The organism is Brevibacterium oceani (assembly GCF_017948325.1).
GTDB classification, from domain to species: Bacteria; Actinomycetota; Actinomycetes; order Actinomycetales; family Brevibacteriaceae; genus Brevibacterium; species Brevibacterium oceani.
In genome coordinates this window covers 2,085,479-2,111,194 of the sequence record NZ_CP072846.1, presented here as the reverse complement: position 1 = coordinate 2,111,194, position 25,716 = coordinate 2,085,479, and the positions used below count along the sequence as shown (strand labels likewise).

22 protein-coding genes are annotated in these 25,716 nt (G+C 64.8%); 11 read left to right on the top strand and 11 right to left on the bottom strand.

The window, feature by feature from the left end:
* Positions 1-112: 112 nt before the first annotated feature.
* Positions 113-892 carry a lysophospholipid acyltransferase family protein gene (locus J9314_RS09360; RefSeq protein WP_210605423.1) on the bottom strand — a complete coding sequence of 260 codons (780 nt, stop codon included), beginning with the start codon at positions 890-892 and terminating at the stop codon, positions 113-115.
* A 105-nt stretch (positions 893-997) separates the two neighbouring features.
* Between J9314_RS09360 and J9314_RS09355 the strand changes: the two genes are divergently transcribed.
* Genes J9314_RS09355 through J9314_RS09345 form a run of 3 tightly spaced genes read left to right on the top strand, consistent with a single transcriptional unit; the run spans position 998 to position 4,083 of the window.
* Positions 998-1,786 carry an alpha/beta hydrolase gene (locus tag J9314_RS09355; protein WP_210605422.1) on the top strand — a complete coding sequence of 263 codons (789 nt, stop codon included), beginning with the start codon at positions 998-1,000 and terminating at the stop codon, positions 1,784-1,786.
* A gap of 28 nt (positions 1,787-1,814) precedes the next feature.
* A complete protein-coding gene (locus J9314_RS09350; RefSeq protein WP_210605421.1) occupies positions 1,815-2,276 on the top strand; it encodes a hypothetical protein in 462 nt (153 codons plus the stop codon).
* Between the two features lie 49 nt (positions 2,277-2,325).
* Positions 2,326-4,083 (top strand): DEDD exonuclease domain-containing protein, encoded by a 1,758-nt coding sequence (locus J9314_RS09345; protein ID WP_210605420.1) that lies wholly within the window; start codon positions 2,326-2,328, stop codon positions 4,081-4,083.
* Here J9314_RS09345 and trpD read toward each other — a convergent pair.
* Positions 4,051-5,172, bottom strand: coding sequence for an anthranilate phosphoribosyltransferase (gene trpD, locus J9314_RS09340; RefSeq protein WP_210605419.1), 1,122 nt, complete (start codon positions 5,170-5,172; stop codon positions 4,051-4,053). The two genes, J9314_RS09345 and trpD, sit on opposite strands and share 33 nt — an antisense overlap.
* 215 nt (positions 5,173-5,387) lie before the next feature.
* On the opposite strand from trpD, the gene ctaE reads away from it, so the two are divergent.
* Genes ctaE through qcrB form a run of 4 tightly spaced genes read left to right on the top strand, consistent with a single transcriptional unit; the run spans position 5,388 to position 9,587 of the window.
* Positions 5,388-6,026 (top strand): aa3-type cytochrome oxidase subunit III, encoded by a 639-nt coding sequence (gene ctaE / locus J9314_RS09335; protein WP_484793038.1) that lies wholly within the window; start codon positions 5,388-5,390, stop codon positions 6,024-6,026.
* A gap of 57 nt (positions 6,027-6,083) precedes the next feature.
* Entirely contained in the window at positions 6,084-6,869 is a 786-nt protein-coding gene (gene qcrC / locus J9314_RS09330) for a cytochrome bc1 complex diheme cytochrome c subunit (protein ID WP_210605418.1), read from the top strand.
* Positions 6,870-6,918: 49 nt separating this feature from the next.
* A complete protein-coding gene (gene qcrA, locus J9314_RS09325) occupies positions 6,919-7,962 on the top strand; it encodes a cytochrome bc1 complex Rieske iron-sulfur subunit (RefSeq protein WP_210605417.1) in 1,044 nt (347 codons plus the stop codon).
* Positions 7,959-9,587, top strand: coding sequence for a cytochrome bc1 complex cytochrome b subunit (qcrB, locus tag J9314_RS09320; protein WP_181273774.1), 1,629 nt, complete (start codon positions 7,959-7,961; stop codon positions 9,585-9,587). The genes qcrA and qcrB overlap by 4 nt, the downstream gene beginning before the upstream one ends.
* A gap of 451 nt (positions 9,588-10,038) precedes the next feature.
* On the opposite strand, the gene J9314_RS09315 is transcribed toward qcrB, so the two are convergent.
* The 7 genes from J9314_RS09315 to J9314_RS09285 all read right to left on the bottom strand — a co-directional run bounded on the left by J9314_RS09315 (position 10,039) and on the right by J9314_RS09285 (position 17,212).
* The gene (locus J9314_RS09315) at positions 10,039-10,968 is read right to left on the bottom strand and encodes a hypothetical protein (protein ID WP_210605416.1); all 930 of its coding nucleotides are present in this window, start codon (positions 10,966-10,968) and stop codon (positions 10,039-10,041) included.
* Between the two features lie 586 nt (positions 10,969-11,554).
* Positions 11,555-11,956, bottom strand: a complete 402-nt coding sequence (locus J9314_RS09310) for a cytochrome c oxidase subunit 4 (RefSeq protein WP_181273776.1) — start codon at positions 11,954-11,956, stop codon at positions 11,555-11,557.
* Positions 11,953-13,650: an aa3-type cytochrome oxidase subunit I gene (gene ctaD, locus J9314_RS09305; protein WP_181273777.1), complete on the bottom strand. Its 1,698-nt coding sequence runs from the start codon at positions 13,648-13,650 to the stop codon at positions 11,953-11,955. Before ctaD ends, J9314_RS09310 begins: the two co-directional genes overlap by 4 nt.
* The gene (gene ctaC / locus J9314_RS09300) at positions 13,647-14,519 is read right to left on the bottom strand and encodes an aa3-type cytochrome oxidase subunit II (RefSeq protein ID WP_181273778.1); all 873 of its coding nucleotides are present in this window, start codon (positions 14,517-14,519) and stop codon (positions 13,647-13,649) included. The genes ctaD and ctaC overlap by 4 nt, the downstream gene beginning before the upstream one ends.
* A gap of 110 nt (positions 14,520-14,629) precedes the next feature.
* On the bottom strand, positions 14,630-15,370 hold the full coding sequence (locus tag J9314_RS09295) for a leucyl/phenylalanyl-tRNA--protein transferase (protein ID WP_210605415.1): 741 nt from the start codon (positions 15,368-15,370) through the stop codon (positions 14,630-14,632).
* Between the two features lie 33 nt (positions 15,371-15,403).
* Complete coding sequence (locus J9314_RS09290; protein ID WP_210605414.1) at positions 15,404-15,757, bottom strand: HesB/IscA family protein; 354 nt, start codon at positions 15,755-15,757, stop codon at positions 15,404-15,406.
* Positions 15,758-15,835: 78 nt separating this feature from the next.
* Positions 15,836-17,212: a dipeptidase gene (locus J9314_RS09285; RefSeq protein WP_210605413.1), complete on the bottom strand. Its 1,377-nt coding sequence runs from the start codon at positions 17,210-17,212 to the stop codon at positions 15,836-15,838.
* Between the two features lie 23 nt (positions 17,213-17,235).
* Between J9314_RS09285 and J9314_RS09280 the strand changes: the two genes are divergently transcribed.
* Positions 17,236-17,847, top strand: a complete 612-nt coding sequence (locus J9314_RS09280; RefSeq protein ID WP_181273782.1) for a DUF3043 domain-containing protein — start codon at positions 17,236-17,238, stop codon at positions 17,845-17,847.
* Here J9314_RS09280 and J9314_RS09275 read toward each other — a convergent pair.
* A complete protein-coding gene (locus J9314_RS09275) occupies positions 17,822-18,928 on the bottom strand; it encodes a quinone-dependent dihydroorotate dehydrogenase (protein ID WP_210605412.1) in 1,107 nt (368 codons plus the stop codon). The two genes, J9314_RS09280 and J9314_RS09275, sit on opposite strands and share 26 nt — an antisense overlap.
* Before the next feature lie 104 nt (positions 18,929-19,032).
* Between J9314_RS09275 and J9314_RS09270 the strand changes: the two genes are divergently transcribed.
* From J9314_RS09270 to sucB, 3 genes are all read left to right on the top strand, one after another.
* Complete coding sequence (locus J9314_RS09270) at positions 19,033-20,508, top strand: leucyl aminopeptidase (RefSeq protein WP_210605411.1); 1,476 nt, start codon at positions 19,033-19,035, stop codon at positions 20,506-20,508.
* 152 nt (positions 20,509-20,660) lie between these two features.
* Positions 20,661-22,049 (top strand): dihydrolipoyl dehydrogenase, encoded by a 1,389-nt coding sequence (gene lpdA / locus J9314_RS09265; protein ID WP_210605410.1) that lies wholly within the window; start codon positions 20,661-20,663, stop codon positions 22,047-22,049.
* A gap of 21 nt (positions 22,050-22,070) precedes the next feature.
* Positions 22,071-23,951, top strand: coding sequence for a 2-oxoglutarate dehydrogenase, E2 component, dihydrolipoamide succinyltransferase (gene sucB / locus J9314_RS09260; RefSeq protein ID WP_210605409.1), 1,881 nt, complete (start codon positions 22,071-22,073; stop codon positions 23,949-23,951).
* Between the two features lie 78 nt (positions 23,952-24,029).
* On the opposite strand, the gene J9314_RS09255 is transcribed toward sucB, so the two are convergent.
* Complete coding sequence (locus tag J9314_RS09255; protein WP_210605408.1) at positions 24,030-25,691, bottom strand: serine/threonine-protein kinase; 1,662 nt, start codon at positions 25,689-25,691, stop codon at positions 24,030-24,032.
* Positions 25,692-25,716: the final 25 nt, after the last annotated feature.

Sequence of the window (25,716 nt, the reverse complement as noted above, 5' to 3'; positions counted from 1 at the left end):
TCTGCCTGCCCGGTCAGGACAAACACCGCAAGGTAACGATTTCTGCGTGTCGCCGTTATCGCAGTATTCGAACACGAACCGCTGCCGTCGGATGGAGCCGGTGGTGAGGGCTTCAGGGCTTCTTCGGCGGCGTGTCCGGCTTGTCGTCCTCGGCGCCGTGGCCGGCACCGGCGGACGGATCCTCGGGCTTTTCGGACTTCTTGGGCTTAGCGCTGGTGAGCAGCTTCGTCTTCACGGTCGAGGCGTAGGTGTCGACGTATTCCTGGCCGGAGAGTCGCATGATCTCGTACATGATCTCGTCAGTCACGGAGCGCAGCAGGAACCGGTCGGTCGGCAGCCCGGAGTATTTCGAGAAGTCCATCGGGGAGCCGAATACCACGCCGACACGACGCAGCTTGGGCACGAGCCTGCCTGCGGGCTGGAGCTTGTCGGTGCCGATGATGGCCACCGGAATCACGGGCGCGCCGGATTCGAGGACGAGCCGTGCGATGCCGGTCCGGCCGCGATAGAGCTTGCCGTCGGGTGATCGGGTGCCTTCGGGGTAGATGCCGAGCGAATTGCCCTCGCCGAGGACCTTGAGCCCGGATTCGAGAGAGGCCTGCGAACCCGATCCTCCGCCGCGGTCCATCGGAAGCTGGTTGTTGAGCTTGAAGAACCAGCGGGTCACCGCCCCTTTGATCCCGCGACCGGTGAAGTAGTCCTTCTTTGCAAGGTAGACCACTGGCCGCGGAGCGAGAAGAGGGACGAAGATCGAGTCCATGAAGTGGTTGTGGTTTCCCGCGATGATCGCCGGGCCGTCCGCCGGCAGATTGTCCAGGCCGCGCACCCAGGGACGGAAGAGGATCCGCAGGATGGGTCCGGCGAGGACTCGCTTGAGAAACCAGTAGAACACGCGCACCCTTCCATGTACGACTCCTTGTCGTCCTCGGCAATCATATATCCACACGAACCGTGAACGGCGATGCCCAGACTATGTCATTCGTGCCATGCTGGATGCATGGAGATCGATTTCACACCTCGGGCCGATCCGATGGCCGCCTACAGCAAGGTCGTCGGATCCTCGAGCGCGGTCCTCTTCCTGCACGGGCTGACCGGCTCACCCGTGCCCTGGGTGCCGATCGCACGCGCGGTCGCGGCTGAAGGCATCGACGTCAGTGTGCCCGTACTGCCCGGCCACGGCACCACCTGGCGGGATATGGACTCCACCGGGTGGGCCGACTGGCTCGCCGCGGCCCGCGGCGAACTCGGTCGACTGCAGGCCGCTCATGATCGCGTCATCGTCGCCGGACTCTCCATGGGAGGATCCCTCGCCCTGGCACTCGCGGCCGCGGAAGGCGCGCCCGACGAGATCGTCGTGGTCAATCCCGCGCTCTACATCGACTCCCCCTTCGCACCTCTGCTGCCCGCCCTCCGCCGAGTCGTGCGCACCATCCCGTCGATCGGCGGCGACATCGCCCACCCCGACCGCGATGAGCGTGCTTACCCCCGCACTCCCCTGGCACCGCTGGCGACCTTCCACCGGGCGCTGAATGTCCTGCGCGAGGACCTGTGGAAGATCGACCGCCCGGTCACCGCCATGATCTCCGGTGAGGACAACGTCGTCGGCCCGCGGTCGCTGCGCGTCCTGCGCTCGCGGCTGCCGCACCCGCCGCGCATCGTCCCCCTGCGCCGATCCCGACACGTCGCCACCCTCGATTTCGACGCCGACACCATCGCCGAGGTGGTGCTCGACCGAGCTTGCACCGACACTGTCGACGGAGCCGGGAGGAGCGCGGACGGGGAATAGCCCTCGCTCGCAGATTGCTGTGACGGATATGGATGACGAGCACGACCCCACGACGCCCGAGGACGGCCGGGAGGACGACGGACGGGAAGACTGGAGGGACGAGGTTCCCGATTCGGAGCGGATCGGCCGCGATCGTTCGCGCATCGCCGACGATGAGTGGGAGGACCTCGTCCGACAGATCGCCGAGCCCTCGGCCCCGATGGGTGATATCCCCGCCGAGGAGGTCCGTGCCGCTCTCGACGACGATCATTGGCAGCCGGGACCGGCCGAACCCATCGGCTGGCGCACCGCCTCCCCGACGCTCGTACTGTCCTGGGCGGCCGCCCTCGGCGCTGTCGCCCTGCTCCTCATCGGGGTCATCTTCTTCCGTCCGCTGCCCGGCTGGTATCTTCTCATCGGACTCGCCGTGGGCGTAGGCGGCGGCATCGGACTGTTCTTCCACCTCCCGCAGCACCGGTCGCCCGATGACGGCGACGGCTCCTCAGTGTGAGGACAGCATCGCTGCGCCCGTGTCATCGGCGGCTGAGACACTGGAGACCATGACCGTTCCATTCGACCGCGCCCCCAGCGCTCTGCAGAATACACAGCTGTCCTTCGACAGCCTCGGCACACCGCTGTCCGATGTCACGTTCGTCATCGTCGACCTCGAGACCACTGGCACCAGGGCGGGCCAGTCGGAGATCACCGAGATCGGTGCGGTCAAGACGCGCGGCGGTGAGGTGATCGGAGAATTCCAGTCACTGGTCAAACCCGAGCAGTCGGTCATCAGCCCCTTCGTCGCCCGGCTCACCGGCATCACCCATGCGATGGTCGACGACGCCCCCTCGATCGCCGCGGTCCTGCCGAGCTTCCTCGAGTTCTCGATCGGTGCGGTCCTCGTCGCCCACAATGCGCCGTTCGACATCGGCTTCCTGCGTTCGGCGTGCGAAAGGCTCGACTACCACTGGCCTGCGCCCACCGTCCTCGACACCGTGACCCTCGCCCGTCGAGTCGTCGGCCGCGATGAGGTCCGCAACCACAAACTCTCGACGCTTGCCGCTCACTTCGGCACCCAGGTCGCTCCCGATCACCGTGCGCTCTCCGATGCGCGGGCGACCGGGGAGCTGCTCCACCACCTGTTCGAGCGCTTCGGCGGCTACGGGGTGACCACCCTCGAGGAGCTGTCGACCGTACGCCAGTCCGGGTGGGCGAAGAGACAGGCGAAGTCGCACCTCGCCAAGGGAGTGCCGGCCGAACCCGGCGTCTACATGTTCCTCGACGGCACCAGGCGAGTCCTCTACATCGGCAAGTCGGGAAATATGGCCCGCCGCGTGCGCGGATACTTCAATGCCTCGGAGAACCGCGGCCGGATGGCGGAGATGATCACCGCTGCGCAGGAGATCAGCTGTCTGCCCTGCGCACACGCTCTCGAAGCCGAGGTCAGGGAGATCCGGCTCATCGGCGAACTCGCCCCGCCCTACAACCGACGCTCGAAGAATCCCGAGCGGAACTCGTGGATCGTGCTCAGCGACGATCTCTTTCCACGGCTGTCGGTGGCACGTTCGGACTCGGCACTCGAGCGCTCTCCCGCCCCGCCGCTGGGTCCATTCCGCTCGCGTAAACGCGCCCAAGCGGTCAAGGAGCTCCTCGACACCCTCTACCCCGTGAAGAGGTGCACGACGAAGGTGACGAAACGCAGCCTCGGCGAGCATCGACCCTGTGTGAGCGCCCAGGTCGGCCAGTGCGGAGGACCCTGCGCGGGTATCACCGACCCCGATGCCTACCGGGAGAGCATCGCAGATCTCTTCGACCTCCTCGGCGACGATCTGTCCTCACTGCAGCGTTTCGGCGCCGAACGGATGCAGCGCCTGGCAGGCGAAGCGCGCTTCGAAACGGCGGCGGAGGTCCGCGACGCGCTGCGGTCCGCGGTCACGACCGCCGCCCGCGCCGAGGACGTCGCCGGTCTGCGTGCCGTGCCGGAGATGCTCGCCGCCGCGCCCGGGTTCGAGTCCGGCTGGGACCTCGCGGTCATCCGTCACGGACGACTCGCCGGAGCCGGCCACGTCACTGCGCGATCCGGCATGGCGGAAGCCTTCGCGGCGCTGCGATCGACCGCGGAGTGGGTGCCGGCGCCCGGACCGCTGCCGCGGAGCACCGACTCGCTGCCGGAAGAGACGCGACTGCTGGTCGGCTGGCTCGAGACCGCGGAGCTTATCGATGCTGCGCCGGCCGATGATGCCGGCTGGTCGCTCCCCCGCGCAGGCGCCAACGCCCATGCGCGGGCCTCAGGTGCGATTGGCCTCGGCGACGCGATGTGAGACCTCGATGAGCTGATCGAGCTTCGCCGCACCGCTCCCGTCGTCGATCGTCTCGATCGCCGTCTGCAGCTTGGTCGCGAGTCGTTCGGTGAAGGTTCCGACGGCGGATTCGTCGGCGGCGACGAGAGCCGCGGCCGCGTTGACGGCGACGATGTCGCGGACCGGTGACCGCTCTCCCGAGAGCACAGCACGCGTGATGTCGGCGTTCTGCTCGGGCCCGCCGCCGCGCAGGTCGTCCTTCGTCGCCCGGTCGATGCCGAGGTCGAGGGCATCGAAGCTCGTGTGCTCGATCTCGCCGTGCCGGACCTCCCAGACGTCGTTGACCGCAGTGTTGCTCAGCTCGTCGAGGCCGTCACGAGACCGGAATACGACCGCCTGATGACCGCGCTTGGCCAGCGTGCCCACGACCAGCGGCGCCATCTGAGCGTCCGCGACTCCGATCGCGGCGTGACGGGCCCGTGCCGGATTCGTCAGCGGACCGAGGATGTTGAATGCCGTGGGCACGCTGATCTGTCGGCGGACCGCGGCGACGAACTGCATCGAGGGATGGAAGACGTTGGCGAAACAGAAGGCCAGCCCGACCTCCTGGGCGATCTGTCCGGTCTGCTCGGGAGTGATGTCGAAGCGCACGCCGAGGGCTTCGAGCACGTCGGCGGACCCGGAGGCCGAGGAGGTCGCCCGATTGCCGTGCTTGACCACCCGCTGACCGGTGGCCGAGATGATCATGGCCGCGGTCGACGAGATGTTCGCCGTCTTCGCTCGGTCACCTCCGGTGCCCACGATGTCGACGGAGTCCTCAAGCCCCGGCAGGGGCACGGCGTGATCCATCATCGCCGACACGAGCCCGGCGATCTCGTCGACGGTCTCGCCCTTGGTGTGATGAGCGGCGAGGAATGCGGCCATTGTCACATCAGGTGTCTTGCCCGACATGATCTGATCCATCGCCCAGGCCGCCTGGTCCCCGGTGAGGTCCTGCTGGTGCATCAGCGCCATGAGCAGATCCGGCCAGTTCTGCGCGGCTGCCTGTTCCGGGCTGGGGGCCGCAGAGGCCGGTGCAGCCGGTGTGGTCAGGGGCGTGGAATCGGTCATCCGGATGAACTCTCACTAGGTGTCGCCGTCGCCCCGCAGTACGGGGCGACCCTTACCTGCGGCATCCTATCCTGTGTTCGACACGCGGGCAGAAGTGACTTGCGAAACGAGATTCCAGCACCAGATCGCGGTTTTCGCTACATCGTGTAGAAATTTCTTTCCCGAAACCTGGGTAAAAGATGAAAACTCACCCCCAGACGGGTAATAATGGGGGTGTGTCAACTGCCACTGCATCTCAAACAGCGCCAGCACATCCGGTTGTCAATCGCCCGAATGTGACCACGGTGGGCTTCATCGTGTTCCTCGCGAGCGACCTGATGTTCTTTGCCGCGCTCTTCGCCATGTACTTCACCATTCGATCCGTCGTGCCGGAGCTGTGGGAGACGAGGACCGAGATCCTCGACATCCCGTACGCCCTCGGCAACACGATCATCCTGGTGTCGTCTTCGTTCACCTGCCAGCTCGGTGTTTTCGCCGCCGAACGGTTCCGTCCTCGCCGGACCGGATCCCTATTCAACATCTCCAAGTGGGGAATGGTCGAGTGGTTCTACCTCACGTTCCTCCTCGGAGCGGTCTTCGTCTCCGGTCAGGTCATGGAGTACGCGACCCTCGTCAGCGAGGGAATCGCCATCAACTCCGACGGGTACGGCTCCGTCTTCTACCTGACGACAGGGTTCCACGGCATCCACGTGACCATCGGCCTCATCTGCTTCCTGCTCGTCATCGGGCGTTCCTATGGGGCGAAGAAGTTCGGCCACCACGAAGCCACATTCGCGATCTGCGTGTCCTACTACTGGCACTTCGTCGATGTCGTCTGGATCGGCCTCTTCGGCGTCATCTACCTGCTGCAATAGCCGGTCTGAGATGCTCGGCCCCCACGACTCACAACACTTCAAGCAAAGGACGATCAAGTGAAGCTTCTAGCAGATCGCCGCAGACATCCCATGGCGCTGGTGGCGCTTCTTCTCGTGGGACTGCTGCTGACCGGCGGAGCCTATGCACTCTTCACACAGACTTCGAGCGCCAAGGCAGACACAGCCAGCGCATCGGACATCAAAGAGGGCAAGAAGCTCTTCCAGGCCAACTGCGCCACCTGCCATGGTATGAACGCAGAAGGTTCGAAGGCCGGACCGGGCCTCATCGGCGTCGGTGCCGCGGCAGTCGACTTCCAGGTCGGCACCGGACGTATGCCGCTGCAGGCCAACGGCCCGCAGGCACGTGTCAAGGAACCGCAGTTCGACGATGAGCAGACCTCGCAGCTGGCCGCCTACGTCGCTTCGCTCGGTCCCGGACCCGCAGTGCCCGAGGACGAATACCTCGACACATCGAAGGGCGACCCCGCTGCCGGCGGCGGCCTGTTCCGCACCAACTGCGCGATGTGCCACAACGTGGTCGGCGCCGGCGGTGCCCTGACACGCGGCAAGTATGCACCGAACCTCTCCGAGGTCTCGGAGAAGCACCTCTACGAAGCGATGCAGACCGGCCCGCAGAACATGCCGATCTTCAACGACGCTAACCTGACCCCTGACGACAAGCGCGATGTCATCGCCTACGTCAAGGAAGTCTCGGACAATCCCTCCCCCGGCGGATTCAAGCTCGGATCGCTGGGACCGGTGGCAGAGGGACTGTTCATCTGGTTCTTCGGACTGGCAGCCGTCATCGGTATGACAGTGTGGCTGTCATCCAGGTCCAAGTGAGTCCGGCCGTGTCGTTCACCATCCATCACGAGAATAGACGGGGAATTCAATGACCTCGAAAGAGCACTCCGGCGGCGGCAGCCAGCTCGAGGAGTTGAACGGGTTCACCAACCCGGGTCTGCCCGAGCACAAGCCGCGCTTGTCCGATGCGGATCCGCGGGCCCAGAAGGTCGCCGAACGACAGGTCGCGGGATGGTTCGTCCTGTCGATGATCGGAACCATCTGGTTCATCGTCGCCTACTTCCTCTTCTCCCCCGGCGAGTCGATGCGAAGCATCCGTCTGCACACCATGTTCGTCGGCCTCGGTGCCGCCGTGGCGATGTTCTCCATCGGCTTCGGTGCGGTCCTGTGGGCGAAGAACCTCATGAGCGATCACGAGGGAGTCGATGAACGCCATGACATCGGCGGCAGCGAAGAGGATCAGGCGATCGCGCTCGAGATCCTCCACCAGGCCAAGGAAGAGTCAGGCATCGCCCGACGCCCGCTCCTGCGCAACACGCTCATCGCCGCATTGGCCATCGCTCCGCTGCCTGCGGTCCTCGTCTTCCGAGACCTCGGACCGCTGCCCGGCGACAAGATGTTCAACACGCTGTGGTCGAAGGGCACCCGCCTGATCCGCGACGTCGGCGGAATCCCCGCGGTCGACTCGGAACGTCCGATCAAGGCCGACGAGGTCACCATCGGATCCGCCTACCACGTTCTGCCTTCCGGCATCGGCGACGAGGAGGCGAGCGAGCACCCGCTGAACGAGAAGGCCAAGGCCGCTGTTCTGCTCATGCGCATCGATCCGAAGGAGCTCAAGGAAGATCCGGACCGCAAGGACTGGTCCCACGACGGAATCGTCGCCTACTCGAAGATCTGCACGCACGTCGGCTGCCCGGTGGCACTGTACGAGCACCAGACCCACCATCTGCTGTGCCCGTGCCACCAGTCGACCTTCGACGTGACCGAACACTGCAAGGTCATCTTCGGCCCGGCCAAACGACCGCTTCCTCAGCTGCCCATCACCGTGGACAGCGAAGGCTACCTGGTTGCCCAGTCGGACTTCCCTGAGCCTGTCGGACCTACGTTCTGGGAGATCAACCACCCATGAGTACTACAACGCCAACCACCACCATCGGGAAGGCAGCGAACTTCGCCGAGACTCGCGTCGGGGCTTCGGTCCTGGTCCGTGAGTTCGGTCGCAAGATCTTCCCGTCACATTGGTCCTTCATGCTCGGTGAGGTCGCTCTCTACAGCTTCATCATCGTCGTCCTCTCCGGAACGTTCCTCACGTTCTTCTTCCAGCCCGCCATGGGTGAGCTGCACTACGAGGGTCCCTGGTTGCCTCTGCGCGGTGTGGAGATCTCCGAGGCCTACGACTCGACTCTGCGGATCTCGATGGAGATCCGCGGCGGCCTATTCATCCGTCAGATGCACCACTGGGGAGCCCTCCTCTTCGTCGCCGCTCTGAGCATCCATATGCTGCGCGTGTTCTTCACCGGGGCATTCCGCCGTCCGCGCGAGCTCAACTGGGTCGTCGGTGTCCTGCTGGTCATCATGGGCATGGCCGCCGGCTTCACCGGCTACTCGCTTCCCGACGATCTGCTCTCGGGCAACGGCCTGCGCATCATCGACGGAATCCTCAAGTCGCTGCCTCTGGTCGGCACCTACATCTCGTTCTTCCTCTTCGGAGGCGAGTTCCCCGGCATCGACATCGTGGCGCGTCTCTACACGCTCCACATCATGATCGTGCCCGCTCTGCTCATCGCGCTCATCGGCATCCACCTGGTGTTCGTGGTCGTGCACAAGCACACCCAGTACCCGGGTGCCGGTAACACCGAGAAGAACGTCGTCGGTGAGCCTGTCCTCCCGACATTCGCGGCCAAAGGCGGCGGATTCTTCTTCCTCATCTTCGGTCTGCTCTCGCTGATCTCGGCACTGTTCACGATCAACCCGATCTGGAACTACGGACCCTACGACCCGTCGCCGGTGTCTGCAGGTACCCAGCCTGACTGGTACATCGGTTGGGCCGACGGATTCCTGCGCATCGTGCCGGGCTGGTTCGAGTTCTACATCTTCGGATGGCCGATCTCGCTGAACATCAACAGCGCCGTGATCGTCATGGGCGGCGTCTTCCTCGTGATGTTCGTCTACCCGTTCTTCGAGGCATGGCTGCTCAAAGACAACCGTGAGCACCACATCCTCGACCGTCCGCGCAACAACCCGACTCGCACGGCCATCGGTGTCGCAGGAATCATCTTCTACTGCAACATGTGGGCCGCCGCTTCGGGTGACATCATCGCTGTGTTCTTCCAGATGTCGCTCAACGATATGATCTACATCTTCCGCACGGTGTTCTTCCTCGGACCGATCATCGGCTACATCATCACGAAGCGGATGTGCATCGCTCTGCAGCGCAAGGATCGTGAGATCGCTCTGCACGGCCGCGAGACTGCGCAGATCATCCGTCTCCCCCACGGTGAGTTCCTCGAGCGTCACGAGGCACTGCCCCCGCACAAGCTGTGGAAGCTCACCGCATTCGAATCGCCGGAATACAAGCCGGCCGAGCCGAATGCCGAGGGCAAGGTGACGAAGTCGGAGAAGCTGCGCGCACGACTGTCACGGTTCTTCTTCGAAGATCGTGTGGCGCCGGTGACGAAGCACGAGCTCGAGGCTTCGCATCACGACCATCACGATGCTGTCGAAGGTTCGGACAACAAGCAGCTCGGTCACTGACCGGTCGCAGTCGAGATCTCAGAGGGGCTCAGCAGTTGAATCTGCTGAGCCCCTCTTCGCGCATTCGTCCGCGTTCTGCCGATTCCGGACGAATAATGTCCGCGCGTCGTTCATCGAGGCTGATCCGACTGGCCTGCGGTATTGGGCTGCTGTGCTGAGCACGTTTGCCGTGCAGCCACGAGTCCTGGTGAGAGATCCCGCGGCACGCAGCCTGGCACCTCTACCACCAGGGCTGAGCCATCACCGTCGACCTCGTTCCTGGGCTCGGAAGTCAACGCGCTCAACCTCGACCTCCGCGGCGCCTGACAGCCGCTGCCAACGATTGTTCGGTCGATCCAACATGGTCTCGCTGGCCGAAACGCGCCGGATCGACCAAACAATTTGTTGAGGACAGGGAACGGACGTGCTTCTCGCTTACGGCAGCGGCAGTGGAGGCTTCCCGGCGGGGCGCTCAACCGAGATATGACGCGAGTAGCTGTTTGAACCTCGCCATATCGGTGCGTTTCGAGACACGAAGAACCACCCATCCCTCGGCCTCCAGCAGCTGCCGGCGTTCGATGTCCACACCGAACTGGATGGACGACGTCCTGTGGTGGTCACCTTCGTATTCGATGGCGAGCTTGATATCGGGGTACCCGAGGTCAGGATGCAGAGTCGCTCCAACCAGCGAGCAGTCTACTGACGGGTGGACGACAGGCTCCGGGAACCCGTTGTCGATGATCCACAGGCGCAGCCAGGTTTCGCGCGGAGAGTCGACCGTTTCGCGGATCAAAGCCAACGCCCGCTCAGCCTTCTTGCGTTCCCGAAGGTAGCCGCTTGCCTCAGCATGAGCGCGAAGTAGCTCGAGACTGGTGATCGGGCCGCTTCGACGGCGGCTGATGGCAGCGTCGCCCACCGCGATCAGCTCATTGTCGTAGAGCTGTGGCGCGAGTGCGAAGAACAGGTCAGTGCCGGAGATGATAGGCAGATCGTAGAAATCAGTTCTGTCGAATGCGGCTCTGCGCCGGAGTCTCACCCTCGCCCGACGGATACGCAGATAAGGATCGTCGCTGATGACATGAGTGCTGCGATCGATGACGCGATTGGGAAGCGGCAACCCATAGAGCACGGCCGCGGTCAGCGAATCGGCGACGATACTCGGGTGCAAGAGGCGAAGCGCCGAAAACTTGGTCCGCTGTTTCAGCCAGTTCCGGTCGGCCCATGGAGGACAGAGCACCATGGTGGAGGGGGCTGTCTCGATCCAGACACCGCGGAAGACCTGCGTGAACCGGGACTTATCTTGCAGAGCGAACTTGGTGAACCCCCGCGCCTTGAGATCATTGTTTGTGAAAGGGACGGGGGCCGTCTGAAAGTCCGCCGGCGATAGAATCGTTCTGCGCATGACTGACATGATGGACTCCCGGCTACCGTGAGGGAAAGCCCCAGGAATCGCCTGTGGACATTTCTCGCGGGTTCACAGCAGAGTACGTCTGAGTGCCGAATCCACTGCTTCCCCGCCGAGCTTGATGAACCTGGACTTCGGTCGACGCATGGAGCGATTCGAAAGAGACGGCCGTCCACAGGATTCGGTGGTGGAGTGGGGCGTCCGGAGTCGGGATCGAGGCGGGTCTTCGGCGAATTGTTCGGTCGATCCAACGTGATTTCGACGTTCAGAACGCCGCGGATCGACCAAACAATCGAGCCAGACGCTGTAGTCGTGAAGTGGAGCGAGCCAGACGCTGAACTCGTGAATCGGAGGCCGGAGGCCGAGTCCCCGGAGCCGCCCGCACGGCGAGAACCCGACACACGTTCCTGCCCCAGGACGAGAATGTACAACTCGCCTGTACACGCGCATGCGACGTACAAGCGAGTGAATAGGGCTGTGGCCCGGACTCGCTAAGAGTCCGGGCCACAGGTACTGTCCGACTGTGTCAGGCCGGTGAACGGATCACCGTAGCTGACGCTGCGGCGTCATGGTGCGAAGGTGATCAGTGGGCGAAGTCCCCACGATCGTGCTCGTACGACAGTCCCACGAGGGCAACGAGGCCGAGCACAGCACCGAAGGGGAAGATCCACCATCCCATCGCGATTCCGTAGAACGAGATGGCACCGGCGCCGGCGCAGACGATCGGCCACCAGCTCCACGGGCTGAAGAACCCGTAGTCGGCATCGGCGTCGGAGATCTCGGCGTCGTCGTTGTCCTGAGGCTGGACGCCGACGCGACGGTCCGTCAGCCACAGGTAGACGCCGATCATCAGGGCCATCGCGCCGACCAGGAGCAGCGCCGGGAATCCGACGAGCTCGGTGAAGTCGGTGAAGAACCCGTAGAACACGCCTACCGCGAGGAAGAAGAGTCCGCAGAGGTTGAAGACGTAGATCGATGACTTCATTTGGCGCTGTCTCCTGTGAGCTGGGGTTCTGCCTGACCGTGTCCGCTGTACTCAAGCAGCTCGGGGTGGTTGAGGTCGAACGCAGGACGTTCGGAGCGGATCCGCGGCAGGGAGGTGAAGTTGTGACGCGGGGGCGGGCACGAAGTGGCCCACTCGAGAGACGCACCGTAGCCCCACGGATCGTCGACCGTCACCTTCGGCGCATTGCGGGCGGTGATCCACACGTTCCAGAAGAACGGAACCATGGACAGACCCAGCAGCAGCGAACCGACCGTCGATACCTGGTTCATCCAGGTGAAGCCGTCCTGCGGGAGGTAGTCGGCGTAGCGACGGGGCATGCCGTCGACACCGAGCCAGTGCTGGACGAGGAACGTGCCGTGGAAGCCGATGAACAGCATCCAGAAGTGGATGTGGCCGAGCTTCTCGTTGAGCATCTTTCCGGTCCACTTCGGCCACCAGAAGTAGAATCCGGCGAACATCGCGAACACGACGGTGCCGAAGACGACGTAGTGGAAGTGAGCCACGACGAAGTAGGTGTCGGACACCGACTGGTCGAGCGCGGGGCTGGCCAGGATGACGCCGGTGAGGCCACCGAAGAGGAAGGTGGCGAGGAAGCCGATCGACCAGACGATCGGAGTCTCGAACGTGATCGAGCCTCTCCACATCGTTCCGATCCAGTTGAAGAACTTCACACCGGTCGGGATGGCGATGAGCATCGTCATGAACGCGAAGAACGGCAGCGCCACGACGCCGGTGACGTACATGTGGTGGGCCCACACTGTCACAGACAGCGCCGCAATCGTGATCGTCGCGAACACGAGCTCCTTGTAGCCGAACACCGGTTTGCGACTGAACACCGGGAAGATCTCCGTGACGATGCCGAAGAACGGCAGCGCGATGACATAGACCTCCGGGTGTCCGAAGAACCAGAACAGATGCTGCCAGAGCACCGGTCCCCCGTTGCCCGGACTGAAGACATGCGAACCGAGTATGCGGTCGGCACCGAGGACCAGCAGAGCCGCGGCCAGAGGCTGGAAGGCCATGAGGACGAGGATGCCCGTGATGAGCACGTTCCAACTGAAGATCGGCATGCGGAACATGGTCATGCCCGGTGCGCGCATCGTGATGACCGTGGTGATGAAGTTGACCGAACCGAGGATGGTGCCGAAGCCCTGCAGCGCGAGTCCGAGGACCCAGAGGTTTCCTCCGGCGCCTGGCGTGAACGTCGTATTGCTCAATGGCGCATAAGCCGTCCAACCGAACGATGCCGCACCCTGCGGGGTGAGGAAGCCGGAGATGGCGACGAGGCTGCCGAAGAGGTACATCCAGAACGCGAAGGCGTTCAGCCGTGGGAACGCCACATCCGGGGCACCGATCTGCAACGGCATGATGACGTTGGCGAATCCGGCGAACAGCGGGGTGGCGAACATCAGCAGCATGAGCGTGCCGTGCATGGTGAACAGCTGATTGTACTGTTCTTTCGTCTCCACGATCTGCATACCGGGCTCGAAGAGCTCGAGGCGGATGATGAGCGCCATCACACCGCCGACGCAGAAGAAGAAGAACGAGCCGATGAGGTACATGTACCCGATCGTCTTATGGTCCGTCGACGTGATCCAGTCGACGATGATCTTGCCCTTGCTCCGTGGAACCACGGGAGCGTCAAGAGCCGCCTGATCCATCGTGGCGGTCATTTCTCAGCACCTTCTTTCGGGTACCAGTTGCGATCGTACTCCGGTCCCAGCTGTCCTGTGTTGCCCTGATCGGCAAGCGACTTGGTGTAGTCGGCGAACTCTTCCTTCGACACGACCTTGACGTTGAAGAGCATCTCCGAGTGGTATTCACCGCACAGTTCGGCGCACTTGCCGACGTACTCGCCTTCCTTCTCGGCGCGCAGATGCAGGCTCTGGTCGTGGCCGGGGATCATATCGCGCTTCTCGAGGAAGGCGGGGACCCAGAAGGAGTGGATGACGTCGCGGGAGTGCAGGCGGATCTCCAGGTCGGTGTCGACCGGCAGGTAGAGAACCGGCGCGGTCTTCTCGGGAGCTTCCGTGCCGTCGAGCTCAACCTGCTTGCCGGCATAGTAGACGTCCTCGGTCTCATAGTTGAAGTCCCAAGCCCACTGCTTGGCGGCGACCTCGATGACCTGCTCGCCGGGAGTCGTATCATCGGTCGTCTTCTCCATCACCTGGACGTTCTGGAAGAAGAAGCCGAGCACGAGGACGACCGGGGTCACGGTGAACAGGATCTCGATGGGCATGCTGTAGCGCATCTGCACCGGCAGGCCGCGGTCGTGCTTGCGACGACGGTAGGCGACCATGGCCCAGAGAATGAGACCCCAGACGATCAGGCCGACGATGAGCAGCGCGATCCAGGCACCGTTCCACAGTGACGTGTATGCGTCGGTGTGGTTCGTCGCACCCTTGGATTCGACGGGGTAGAAGCCTGAGGCGATCTGCTCTTTCGTGCAACCCGATAGCAACGCCGGTATCAACACGGCGCTCAGAATGCCGAGCCGCTTCGCCCAGGACCGCTGCGGTCCTGACTGATTCGGAGAATCCACGTGCAGCCTTTCACAACGTTCTTTCGTCTCTGGTCAGGCCGAGAGACGTGTACTTACTCTGTCACCACCAAGACTACCGCTACACGCGGTAGAAATTCACCTGCGGATGTTCATTTGTTGAGAATACGCTGACAGAGATCGCCGCGGAGCGCGGAATCTAGCCGTGCGGAGTACTCGAGGCCTCCGACCTCCGACACGCCGAGGGTCTCAAGATGTGATGTCTGCCACTGGGTGTCGATGAGCCATGGCTCATCGGCCAACGGCGAATCCGCCGAGGTGGGACCGTCGTTCGCGGGTCCGGCCGGGTGACCGTCGGCGTCCGTCGGATCGTCCGGAGAGGCGCTCGTCGGCGCCACGGATCCGACGTCGACGGAGTCGAAGAGCGAGACGAGATGGGCCAGGGCGGCCTTCGACGCGTCCCGGCGAGTGTGGAACATCGATTCGCCGGCGAAGAAGGATCCGATCGCCACCCCGTAGAGTCCGCCGACGAGCTCATCGTCGGCCCAGACCTCGACCGAATGTGCCCATCCGTCGCTGTGCAGTCCGAGGTAGAGGGCGATGATCTCCTCGGTGATCCAGCTGCCGGACCGGCTCGGGTCGCCGCAGGCGCGGATGACGTGTTCGAAGGCCCGATCGGTGCTGAAGGTGAAGTGCTTCATCGACTTGCGCAGACTCTTGGTCACACGCAGGTCGCCGGGCAGCAGCACGCCGCGTCGTCGCGGTGCCCACCACCCCATCCGGCCGGTTCCCCCGTCGCCGACGCCCATCGGGAAGAGACCGGCCCGATACGAAAGAAGGACCTGGGGCTGCGTGGCCGTGTACGACACGGCACGCAGATCCTCCAGGTCCATCGGTCTCAGTCCAGTGCGATCAGCCGAAGCCGATCAGTGGAACGAGTCGCCGCAGGCACAGGACCCGCCGGCATTGGGGTTGTCGATCGTGAAGCCCTGCTTCTCGATGGTGTCCGAGAAGTCGATGGTCGATCCGTTGAGGTAGGGCACACTCATCCGATCGACGATGACCTCGACCCCGCCGAAGTCCCGCACGGCGTCACCGTCGAGGTGGCGCTCATCGAAATAGAGCTGGTAGATCAGTCCGGAGCATCCGCCCGGCTGGACGGCCACACGCAGGCGCAGGTCGTCGCGACCCTCCTGCTCGAGCAGGCTGCGCACCTTGTCGGCAGCGGTCGCCGACAGCTCGACCTCGTGAGTGGCCTCGGCATTTTCAGTCACAGTCATGGTTACTCCTTCACACGTTCCTGTCCCCAGGCTACACCGCGCACAACGTCTGCGCCTTCAGCCCTATTCCCGATCACGTCACCGATTCTCACCGAGGCGCTGCAGCAGGAGCGCCTCGGCGACGATCGCGGCCCGGAAGTCCGGCAGATAGAGCGACTCGTTCGCGCTGTGCGCCCGGGCATCGGGGTCTTCGACACCGGTGACGAGTATCGACGCGCCGGGGAACACCTCGAGCAGATCGGCGATGAACGGGATCGACCCGCCGATGCCCATCTCCACGGACTCGGTGCCCCACGCGTCGCTGAGCGCCTGCCGCGCAGTCTGGACGACGGGGTCCGAATCGTCGGCGCGCCAGGGACTGCCGCCCTCGGTATCGCCGATGCTCAGCTGAGCCCCGAAGGGCAGGTTCGCGCGCAGATGCTCTTCGACTGACCCGACCGCCGAGGCGGGGGTGTCCCCGGGCGCCAGACGGATCGAGAGCTTGGCACGCAGAGACGACTGCAGCGTGTTCGACGACACTGCGACGTCGGGGACGTCGAGGCCGATGACGGTGATCGACGGCTGCGTCCACAGCCGGGAGGCCAGGGTGCCGGTGCCGATGAGCTCGGTGGACTCGAGGACCCCGGAATCGGTGCGCAGGGTCGCCTCGTCGTAGTCGATGGCGGTTTCGGCTTCGGAGTGGAGTCCGGCCACAGCGACCGAGCCGTTGTCGTCGTGGAGGCTCGCGAGCACCTTCGTCATCGCCAGCATCGCGTCGGGTGCGACGCCGCCGTACATGCCCGAATGCACCGCGTGGTCGAGGGTGGAGATCTCGAATTCGACTGCGCACATCCCCCGCAGGCTCGTCGTCAGGGCCGGAGTCCCGGCCGCCCAGTTTCCGGAATCGGCGACGACGATGACATCGGAACGCAGACGGTCGCGGTAGGTCTCGAGGAAGTTCCGGAAACTCGGGCTGCCGGCTTCCTCTTCCCCTTCGAAGAACAGAGTGACGCCCACGCCGAGGCGGTCGGCCAGCAGCCGCAGCGCCGTGAGGTGGACCATGATGCCCGCCTTGTCATCGGCGGCGCCGCGCCCGAAGAGGCGATCTCCCTTCCGCGTGGCGACGAACGGTTCGGTGTCCCAGTCCTCGGCGCGACCGGGAGGCTGCACATCGTGATGGGCGTAGAGAAGCACCGTCGGTGCACCCTCCGGAGCGGGGATCCGGGCGACGACGGCCGGGTATCCGGGGGTGCCGTCCGCCTGCTCGGCGGAGAGGATGTCGACGTCGAGGCCGAGGCCCCGCGCCAACCCGGCGACCGCCTCGGCGCTGGCGGTGACCTGGGCGGCGTCGAAGCTCGGCCAGGCCACGGAAGGAATGGCCACGAGGTCCGTGAGATCGGTCAGGACGTCATCGAAGATGGCGTCCAATTCGGCATGCAGTTGTGCACTGTTGAGTGCTGAAGTCGATTCGGTCATTCTCCAAAGGTAGTATTCATCAGGTGTTCGGACGTAGAAAATCTCACGCGGAGGACGAAACCTCTGCCCCTCAGCCAGCCCATGACGAAACCGCCGCCGACGCCGCAGCCCGGCGCGAAGCGGAGCAGAAGAAGGGGCGCCCGACGCCCAAGCGCAGCCAGCAGGAGTCCGCGCGGCGCCAGCCCCTGGTGAATAGGGATCGCAAGGTTGCGAACCAGAAGGCCAAGGAGCAGCAGCGCAAGGAACGCGATCGTGCGCGCATCGGAATGATGAACGGTGAGGAGAAGTACCTCACCCGCCGCGACAAGGGCCCCCAGCGTCGCTACATCCGCAACTACATCGACGCCCGGTTCTCGATCGGCGAGATCTTCATCCCGGCGGCGATCCTCATCCTCGTCATCGCCTTCACCCAGCCGGTGCAGATCCAGCAGTACTTCACCTACGCCGTCTGGGGTCTCATCGCGCTCATCGTCCTCGACGGGTTCGTGCTCAACTACATCCTCAAGAACCGGCTGCGGAACAAGTTCGGTTCGGTCGAACGCGGCATCACCTTCTACGCGATCATGCGCAGCATCCAGCTGCGTCCGCTGCGCATGCCCAAACCGCAGGTCAAGCGCCGCCAGTACCCCGAGTGAGCAGACGGCTCGACCCGAGGCCGCGGATGACGCGGCCGGGGAAGAACGGACCTGAGTAGATCATCTCCGAATAGACCTGAACCAGATCGGCGCCCGCGGCCACTCGTGCCCGGGCGTCTTTCGCATCCGCGACTCCTCCGACGGAGATGACGGTGAGTGCGTCTCCGACCCGTCCCTTGACCAGCCGCAGCACCTCGAGAGAGCGCTCGGCCAGAGGCCGACCGGAGATCCCACCGGCCTGGTCGGTCGCGAACTGCTCCTCGGTACCGGTGAGGACTGAGCGGTCGATCGTGGTATTCGTCGTGATGAGGCCGTCGACTCCGGCCCTCAGGGCGAGATCACAGATCTCGAGGACATCGTCGTCGGCGAGGTCCGGGGCGATCTTGACCAGCAGCGGGACATGACCCAGCTGCGATCGCGGCTGCTCGACCACCTCGGCGGCGGTCTCCCGGACCGCGGCGATGATCGGTTCGAGGCTCGTCACCGACTGCAGGTCCCGCAGTCCCGGCGTGTTGGGCGAGCTGACATTGATGACGAGGTAGTCGGCCAGCGGAGCCAGTGCTCGCGTCGAGGCAGCGTAGTCGCCGACGGCCTCGGAGGCGTCGACGACCTTCGTCTTGCCGATGTTCACGCCGACGATCGGGCGCAGCCGCTGCGGCAGTGCTGCGATTCTCTCCCGCTGCTCTGCGATGTTGAACGACGCCTGCCTGGCGCCGTCGTTGTTGAAGCCCATCCGGTTGAGCAGGGCGAGATTGTCCCGCAGCCGGAACAGACGCGGTTTGTCATTGCCCGGCTGTGCATGGGCCGTGATGGTGCCGACCTCGATGTGTCCGAAGCCGAGCGCCGAGAGCGCGCGGACCCCGACACCGTTCTTGTCGAACCCGGCAGCCAGACCGATCCGATTGGGAAAGGGCAGCCCGAGGACGTCGACAGGATGCACCGTCGATCGGGCGCAGACGAAGCGCAGCAGCCGACCGAGGAGCGGCACGGAGTCGAGGATGCGCAGTGCGGTGAATGAGAGGTGATGGGCGCGCTCGGCGTCCATCGGCACGAAGAGGAGCCTGAAGATCAATGAATACACGATCCCAGACTATGTCAGAGACGGTCTCGTCTGCGGCATCACACATCCGCACCGGTTTGGCATTAGGATCGAATCAACGTTCAAAGACGACTGAAAGGGAACTCATGGCTGGTGCATCCACCCCAAGCAGCTACTCCACGATCTCACCGGTGAAGGCCACCGCCTCGGTGCTGGTGATCGGTGTCGCGGATTCCTCCGTGCTCGGACTCGAGGGTGCGAAGGCGGTGCGGACCGCCCTCGACGACACGGTGAGGGCGATCGGCTTCACGGGATCGGCTGGAGCGACCGCCCGCATTCCCGCACCCAAGGGCGTGTCCGCCGGATCGGTTCTGCTTGTCGGCCTGGGTGAGTTCGACCCTTCAGGTGAGGATGTCGCAGCCGCTCATGAGGCCCTGCGCCGCGCCGCCGGTGCCGCCCTGCGTTCGCTCGACGGAGCCGAATCGATCGCCGTCGCGCTTCCGGCGGCCTCTCCTGACGACGTCGAGGCGGTGGCTGTGGGCGCCGGTCTCGGCGCGTACAGGTTCCTCGACTACCGCAGCGAGGGCAAGGTCCCCGGAGTGCTCTCCGTGATCGGACCCAAGGGCAAGTCGTTCTCCGCCGCCCACGATTCGGGAGTCGTCATCGCGGCCGCCACGAACCGTGCGCGCGACCTCGTCAACACTCCCCCGCTCGACCTCTACCCCGAGTCCTATGCCGAGATCGTCAAGGCTCAGGCCAAGGAGCGCAGACTCAAGGTCACCGTGCTTGGTGACAAGGAGCTCAAAGCCGGCGGCTATGGGGGAATCATCGGCGTCGGGCAGGGGTCGACACGCGGACCCCGCCTGGTCAAGGTCGAATACGCTCCGAAGGGAGCCAAGCGCCATCTGGGCTTCGTCGGCAAGGGCATCACCTTCGACTCCGGCGGCATTTCGCTCAAGCCCGCCAAGAACATGGAGGACATGAAGTCCGATATGGCCGGCTCCGCCGCCGTCCTGCAGGCGCTGTTGGGAATCTCCGACCTCGGCCTGCCGGTCCGGGTCACCGCGTGGCTGCCCCTGGCCGAGAACATGCCCGGCTCCTCTGCGCAGCGGCCCAGCGATGTGCTCACGATGCGCAGCGGCAAGCGCGTCGAGGTCACGAACACCGACGCCGAAGGCCGCCTCGTGCTCGCCGATGCCCTCACCGACGCCGATGCTGAGCGGCCGGATCTGCTCATCGACGTAGCGACACTCACGGGCGCTCAGATCGTCGCCCTCGGCGAACGAACCTCCGGCGTCATGGGCACCCCGGCTGCCCGCGACGATGTGATCGCCGCTGCTGCTGCAGTCGGAGAGAATATGTGGGCGATGCCGATCCCGGAGGAGATGCTCTCGGGCTTCGATTCAACTGCCGCCGATCTCACGAACTCCGGTCCGCGTCCCGGCGGTATGCTGGCCGCCGCGGCCTTCCTCCGCGAGTTCGTCGGCGAGGACACGAAGTGGGCTCACATCGACATCGCGGGACCGAGCTTCAACGGCTCGGCTCCCTTCGGCTACACCCCGAAGGCGGCCACCGGCGCCGCGGTGCGCACCCTCATCCAGATCGCGAAGACGCTCAACTGACCGTGAGGTTCTACGCGTTGTCGAAACCGAAGTGATGATGACCACCTGTGGCCAATCAGACAGCGTTTGCTTTCGCCCCTGGCGAGAAAAGTGGAAAGATAAGACAGAAAGCTGCGTACCGCAGTCTTATTCACAGCTACGAGGAGTAATCCGTGAGTGACTCATTGACCTACGACCTTGTCGTTCTGGGAGGCGGAACCGGTGGCTATGCCGCTGCGCTGCGCGCCGCAGAGCTGGACATGAAGGTCGCTTTGATCGAACGCGACAAGGTTGGCGGCACCTGCCTGCACCGTGGCTGCGTTCCCACGAAGGCGCTTCTGCATGCCGCCGAGGTTGCCGACTCCGCCAAGAGCTCCGAGACCTTCGGCGTCGAAGCCGAGTTCAAGGGCATCGACATCGCCAAGGTGCTCGAGTACAAGGACGGAGTCATCACCCGCAACTACAAAGGCCTGCAGGGTCTGGTCAAGGCTCGCGGAATCGACACTTACTTCGGCACCGGCAAGCTGACCGGCAAAGACACCGTCGAGGTCACCGGTGAGGACGGCAACCACACCGTCAAGGGCACCAACGTGCTGCTGTCGACCGGTTCGACCTCGAAGACCATCGGCCTCGAGATCACCGATCGCGTGATCACGAGCACCGAGGCCCTCCAGCTGAACAAAGTGCCGAAGTCGGCGATCGTCCTCGGCGGCGGCGTCATCGGCGTCGAGTTCGCCAGCGTCTGGAACTCCTTCGGCGCCGACGTCACCATCGTCGAAGGCCTCAAGCACCTCGTGGCCAATGAGGACGAGACGATCTCGAAGAACCTCGAACGCGCCTTCAAGAAGCGCAAGATCGGCTTCAAGCTCGGTGTCATGTTCAAGGGCGTCGAAGAGACCGCCGAGGGAGTCAAGGTCACCCTCGAAGACGGATCGACCCTCGAAGCCGAGTACCTCCTCGTGGCAGTCGGCCGCGGCCCCGTCACCGAGGGCTTCGGATTCGAAGAGCAGGGCATCCCGATGGATCGCGGATTCGTCCTGGCCAACGAACGTCTCCACACCGGAGTCGGCAACATCTACGCCTGCGGCGACATCGTCCCCGGCCTCCAGCTGGCCCACCGTGCCTTCGGGCAGGGCATCTTCATCGCCGAGGAGATCGCCGGCCTCAACCCCGTGCCCGTCCTCGAAACGGGCATCCCTCGGGTCACCTACTGCGAACCGGAGATCTTCTCCGTCGGACTCTCCTCGGCTCAGGCCGAAGAGAGGTACGGCAAGGACCAGGTCGAATCGCTCGAGTACAACCTCGGCGGCAACGGCAAGTCGGTGATTCTCAACACGACCGGACTGATCAAGGTCATCCGCGAGAAGGACGGACCGGTCGTCGGCGTCCACGGCATCGGCGCCCGACTGAGCGAGCAGGCCGGTGAGGCGCAGCTCATCGTCAACTGGGAAGCCTTCCCCGAAGAGGTGGCGCAGCTCATCCACGCGCACCCCACGCAGAACGAAGCCATCGGCGAAGCCCACCTGGCTCTGGCCGGCAAACCCCTGCACTTCCACTCATAAGATCCGAGGAGACGAAAACTCATGTCGAATTCCGTTCAGATGCCGGCTCTCGGAGAGTCGGTCACCGAGGGCACAGTCACCCGCTGGCTCAAGTCCGTCGGCGACGAGGTCGAGGTCGACGAGCCGCTGCTCGAGGTCTCGACCGATAAGGTCGACACCGAGATCCCCAGCCCGTACGCGGGCACCCTGGAGAAGATCCTCGCTGACGAAGACGATGTCGTCGAGGTCGGCGGCGACCTCGCCTACATCGGCGACGGCAGCGGAGAGTCCTCGAGCGACGACGCCCCTGCCGAAGAACCCGCCGAGGCTCCGGCCGAGGAATCCGCACCCGCCGAGGAAGCACCCGCCGAAGAACCGGCTGCCGAGGAACCGGCTGCCGAGTCGGCCGACGAGCCCGCAGGTGGCACGCCCTCCTCAGAAGGATCGGGCGAAGGCACCGAGGTCACCATGCCCGCGCTCGGCGAATCCGTCACCGAAGGCACCGTGACCCGCTGGCTCAAGGAAGTCGGTGAGGAGGTCGAGGTCGACGAGCCGCTGCTCGAGGTCTCCACCGACAAGGTCGACACCGAGGTGCCCTCCCCCGTCGCCGGAACCGTCCAGGCACACCTTGCCGAAGAGGACGAGACCGTCGAGGTCGGTGCCCCTCTGGCGCGCATCGGCTCCGGGGCACCCGCCGAGGACGCTCCTGCCGAGGCTCCGCAGGACGAAGCACCGGCTGCCGAAGCACCGAAGCAGGAAGAAGCTCCCGCCGAGGCACCGAAGCAGGAGGCACCTGCCCAGGAGGCTCCTAAGCAGGAGGAACCGAAACAGGAGACTCCGAAACAGGAGTCGGCTCCTCAGCCTGCTCAGACCGAGTCCGCACAGTCGGCATCCGCCGCTCAGGCCGAGGAACCCGTTGAAACGGCTGCCGCGTCGGAGCAGTCCGGATCGGCACAGTCCGCTGCGGATACGGTCGGTGAGAACGCCGCCTATGTCACCCCGCTCGTGCGCCGTCTGGCACGCGAGAAGGGTGTGGACCTGTCGCGGGTCTCCGGCACCGGTGTCGGCGGGCGCATCCGCAAGCAGGACGTCGAATCGGCTGCGAAGAACGCCCCGGCCGCTGCTCCCGCTGCCGCCGGAGCTCCCGCCGGAGCTCCGAAGGAGCCGTTCAAGGTCGAGATCCCCGAGGAGGCTGCGAAGCTGCGCGGCACCACGGAGAAGGCCTCGCGGATCCGTCAGACCATCGCCAAGCGCATGAGCGAATCCCTCGACGTCTCGGCTCAGCTGACGCAGGTCATCGAGGTCGACATGTCCCGTGTCGTCAAGCTGCGCAAGGCCAACAAGGATGCGTTCGCGGCCAAGCACGGTTCGAAGCTGACCTATCTGCCCTTCTTCGCCAAGGCGATCGTCGAGGCCCTGCAGGTGCACCCGAAGGTCAACGCTCAGTATGACCTCGAGTCGCAGCAGATCACCTACTTCGATCACGAGCACCTGGCCGTCGCGGTGGACACTCCCCGCGGTCTGCTGGTGCCGGTGATCAAGGATGCAGGTGACCTCAGCGTCGCCGGCCTGTCCAAGGCCATCGACGATGTCGCCGACCGCACCCGCAACAACAAGATCATGCCGGACGAGCTCTCGGGCGGCACATTCACGGTGACCAACATCGGTTCCGTGGGTGCGCTGTTCGACACGCCGATCATCAACCAGCCGCAGATGGGCATCCTCGGCACGGGTGCCATCGTCCGTCGCCCGATCGCCGTGAAGACGGCCGACGGAGATGAGTCGATCGCCATCCGCGACATGGTCTACCTGCCGTTGACCTACAACCACCAGCTGGTCGACGGCGCCGATGCGGGACGCTTCCTGCAGACGATCAAGGCACGTCTGGAAGAGGGCAACTTCGAGGCCGATCTCGACCTCTGAGTCACATCTCTTCCGCACACGACCGAGGGGCCGATCATCCGTGATCGGCCCCTCGGCCCATTCATCCTCTCGATCACTCTAGGTCTCGGTGACCTCCGCGACGCGCCAGTGTCCGTCTACGAGCCGAAGTTCGAACTCGACGGACCGGGCGTCGAACCGCTGCGCATCCTCGCCGGTTCCGGCACTCGAGCGCATCTGCGCGCGAGCGACGATCTTCTCGGCCGCGGAAGCCTCGACGGTGATGTCCTCGACCTCGATGGTGTAGTCCTGCCCTGCGAAGGCTGCTTCGTCGATGAGTTCATCGGCGGCTGCGGCGGCCGAGCCCGGCACAGTCAGCAGCCGCAGTGCTTCGACGTCGCCGTCGCTCAGGGCTTCCGCGCGAGCCGAACAGAGCTCTTTGAGCGTCCGGATCGCCTCGGGGTCGCTCGGGGTCGAATCATCAGCGGACTCTTCGGTCTCCTCCGCGGCGGTGTTCTCAGGCGCAACGGCACCGGTCGAGGCCCGGCCGCCGTTCGGGCCCTCGCTCCCCTGCACAGCGTTCGGCACATCATTCATCGCTTCCGCACCGGGTCGCGATCCCCAGACGATGAGGCCGCCGAACACCGTCAGGCACACCGCCCCGGCGATCAGCCACCTGCCCGTCAGCGCGCCGCGCAGACTGCCGATACGCTCGCGCACTTCGGCTAGCTGACGACTCAGTCGAACGAGGCGACCACTCATTCCGTCGGCGGTGCGTGGACTCTTTCCTCCTCTGCTCCGCGGTGCCCCTCCCCCTCCGGCTCGTCGTCCGCGACGCTTTCGACCGAAGCGCGTTCGGGCATTTCTGCCGCCGCCTTCTCGTCGATGCTGCCGACGGCTGGACTCGCGTCTTCGCTCCCCACGGCTGGCAGCCCGCAGGGTCACCGCGGGATCGCTGCCGCCCGGAGTCGCGGTTCCATCAGTCGGCCCAGAGGGTGCCGAGGCGGCGGCCGTGTCTGCCTCGTGCGCGGGCGCCTCGTGAAAGGGCCCCTCATGTGTGTGCCGCTCGTGCGTACGTCGAGTAGGCGGGTGACCCGCCGCGACGCGCAGGCGGGCCGTCAGCGCCGCTTCCGGGTCCGAGGATCGGTCTGCCGGCACGAGCGGAAGCGCCGCGGGCCGGGCCAGCATCCGCATCGCCTCGGCCACCTCGTCGAGCGCTGCTGCCAGCCCGGCTCCCGAGGTCGGCGTCGCCTCCGGCGACATGTCGGCGAGGAGTTCCCCGACCACCGAGCGCAGGCCCGGTGACGACTCAGCCAGCGCGAGATTCACCGGCATCAGGCACTCCGCCCACGCTCGACCGCATCCTGCGTGATAGAGCATCTCTCCCAGCGCCCGCCTCGGCGAGGTCGGCAATGGTGCCGAGACACCCGGAATCAGGACGGGTCGGCCCTCGGCGTCGAGGGCGAATGCGGAAAGAGTGAGCCGGTCCGCGGCCGATTCGACATCCCGGAGCGCGGAGACGATGCCGAGGAAGAGCGTGCACAGCTCCGCATCCGTCAGCCCCTGATAGGTCCGCACCGCGTCCAGGACCAACCCTCCCGGGAACGAGGGCACGATGAGCAGGGAACGCGACCCGGTCGGCAGCTCCACCTCGGCGATGGGCAGCGACGGGCACCGCGCTTCATCGAATCCGCGATGATCGACTCCCCATGCATGTTCGCCGCTCGGCCCGATCACACGATGGACGACGTCCGCGATCGTCACCTGGAAATCCCACGTCATTGTTCGTCATCTCCATTGATGATGT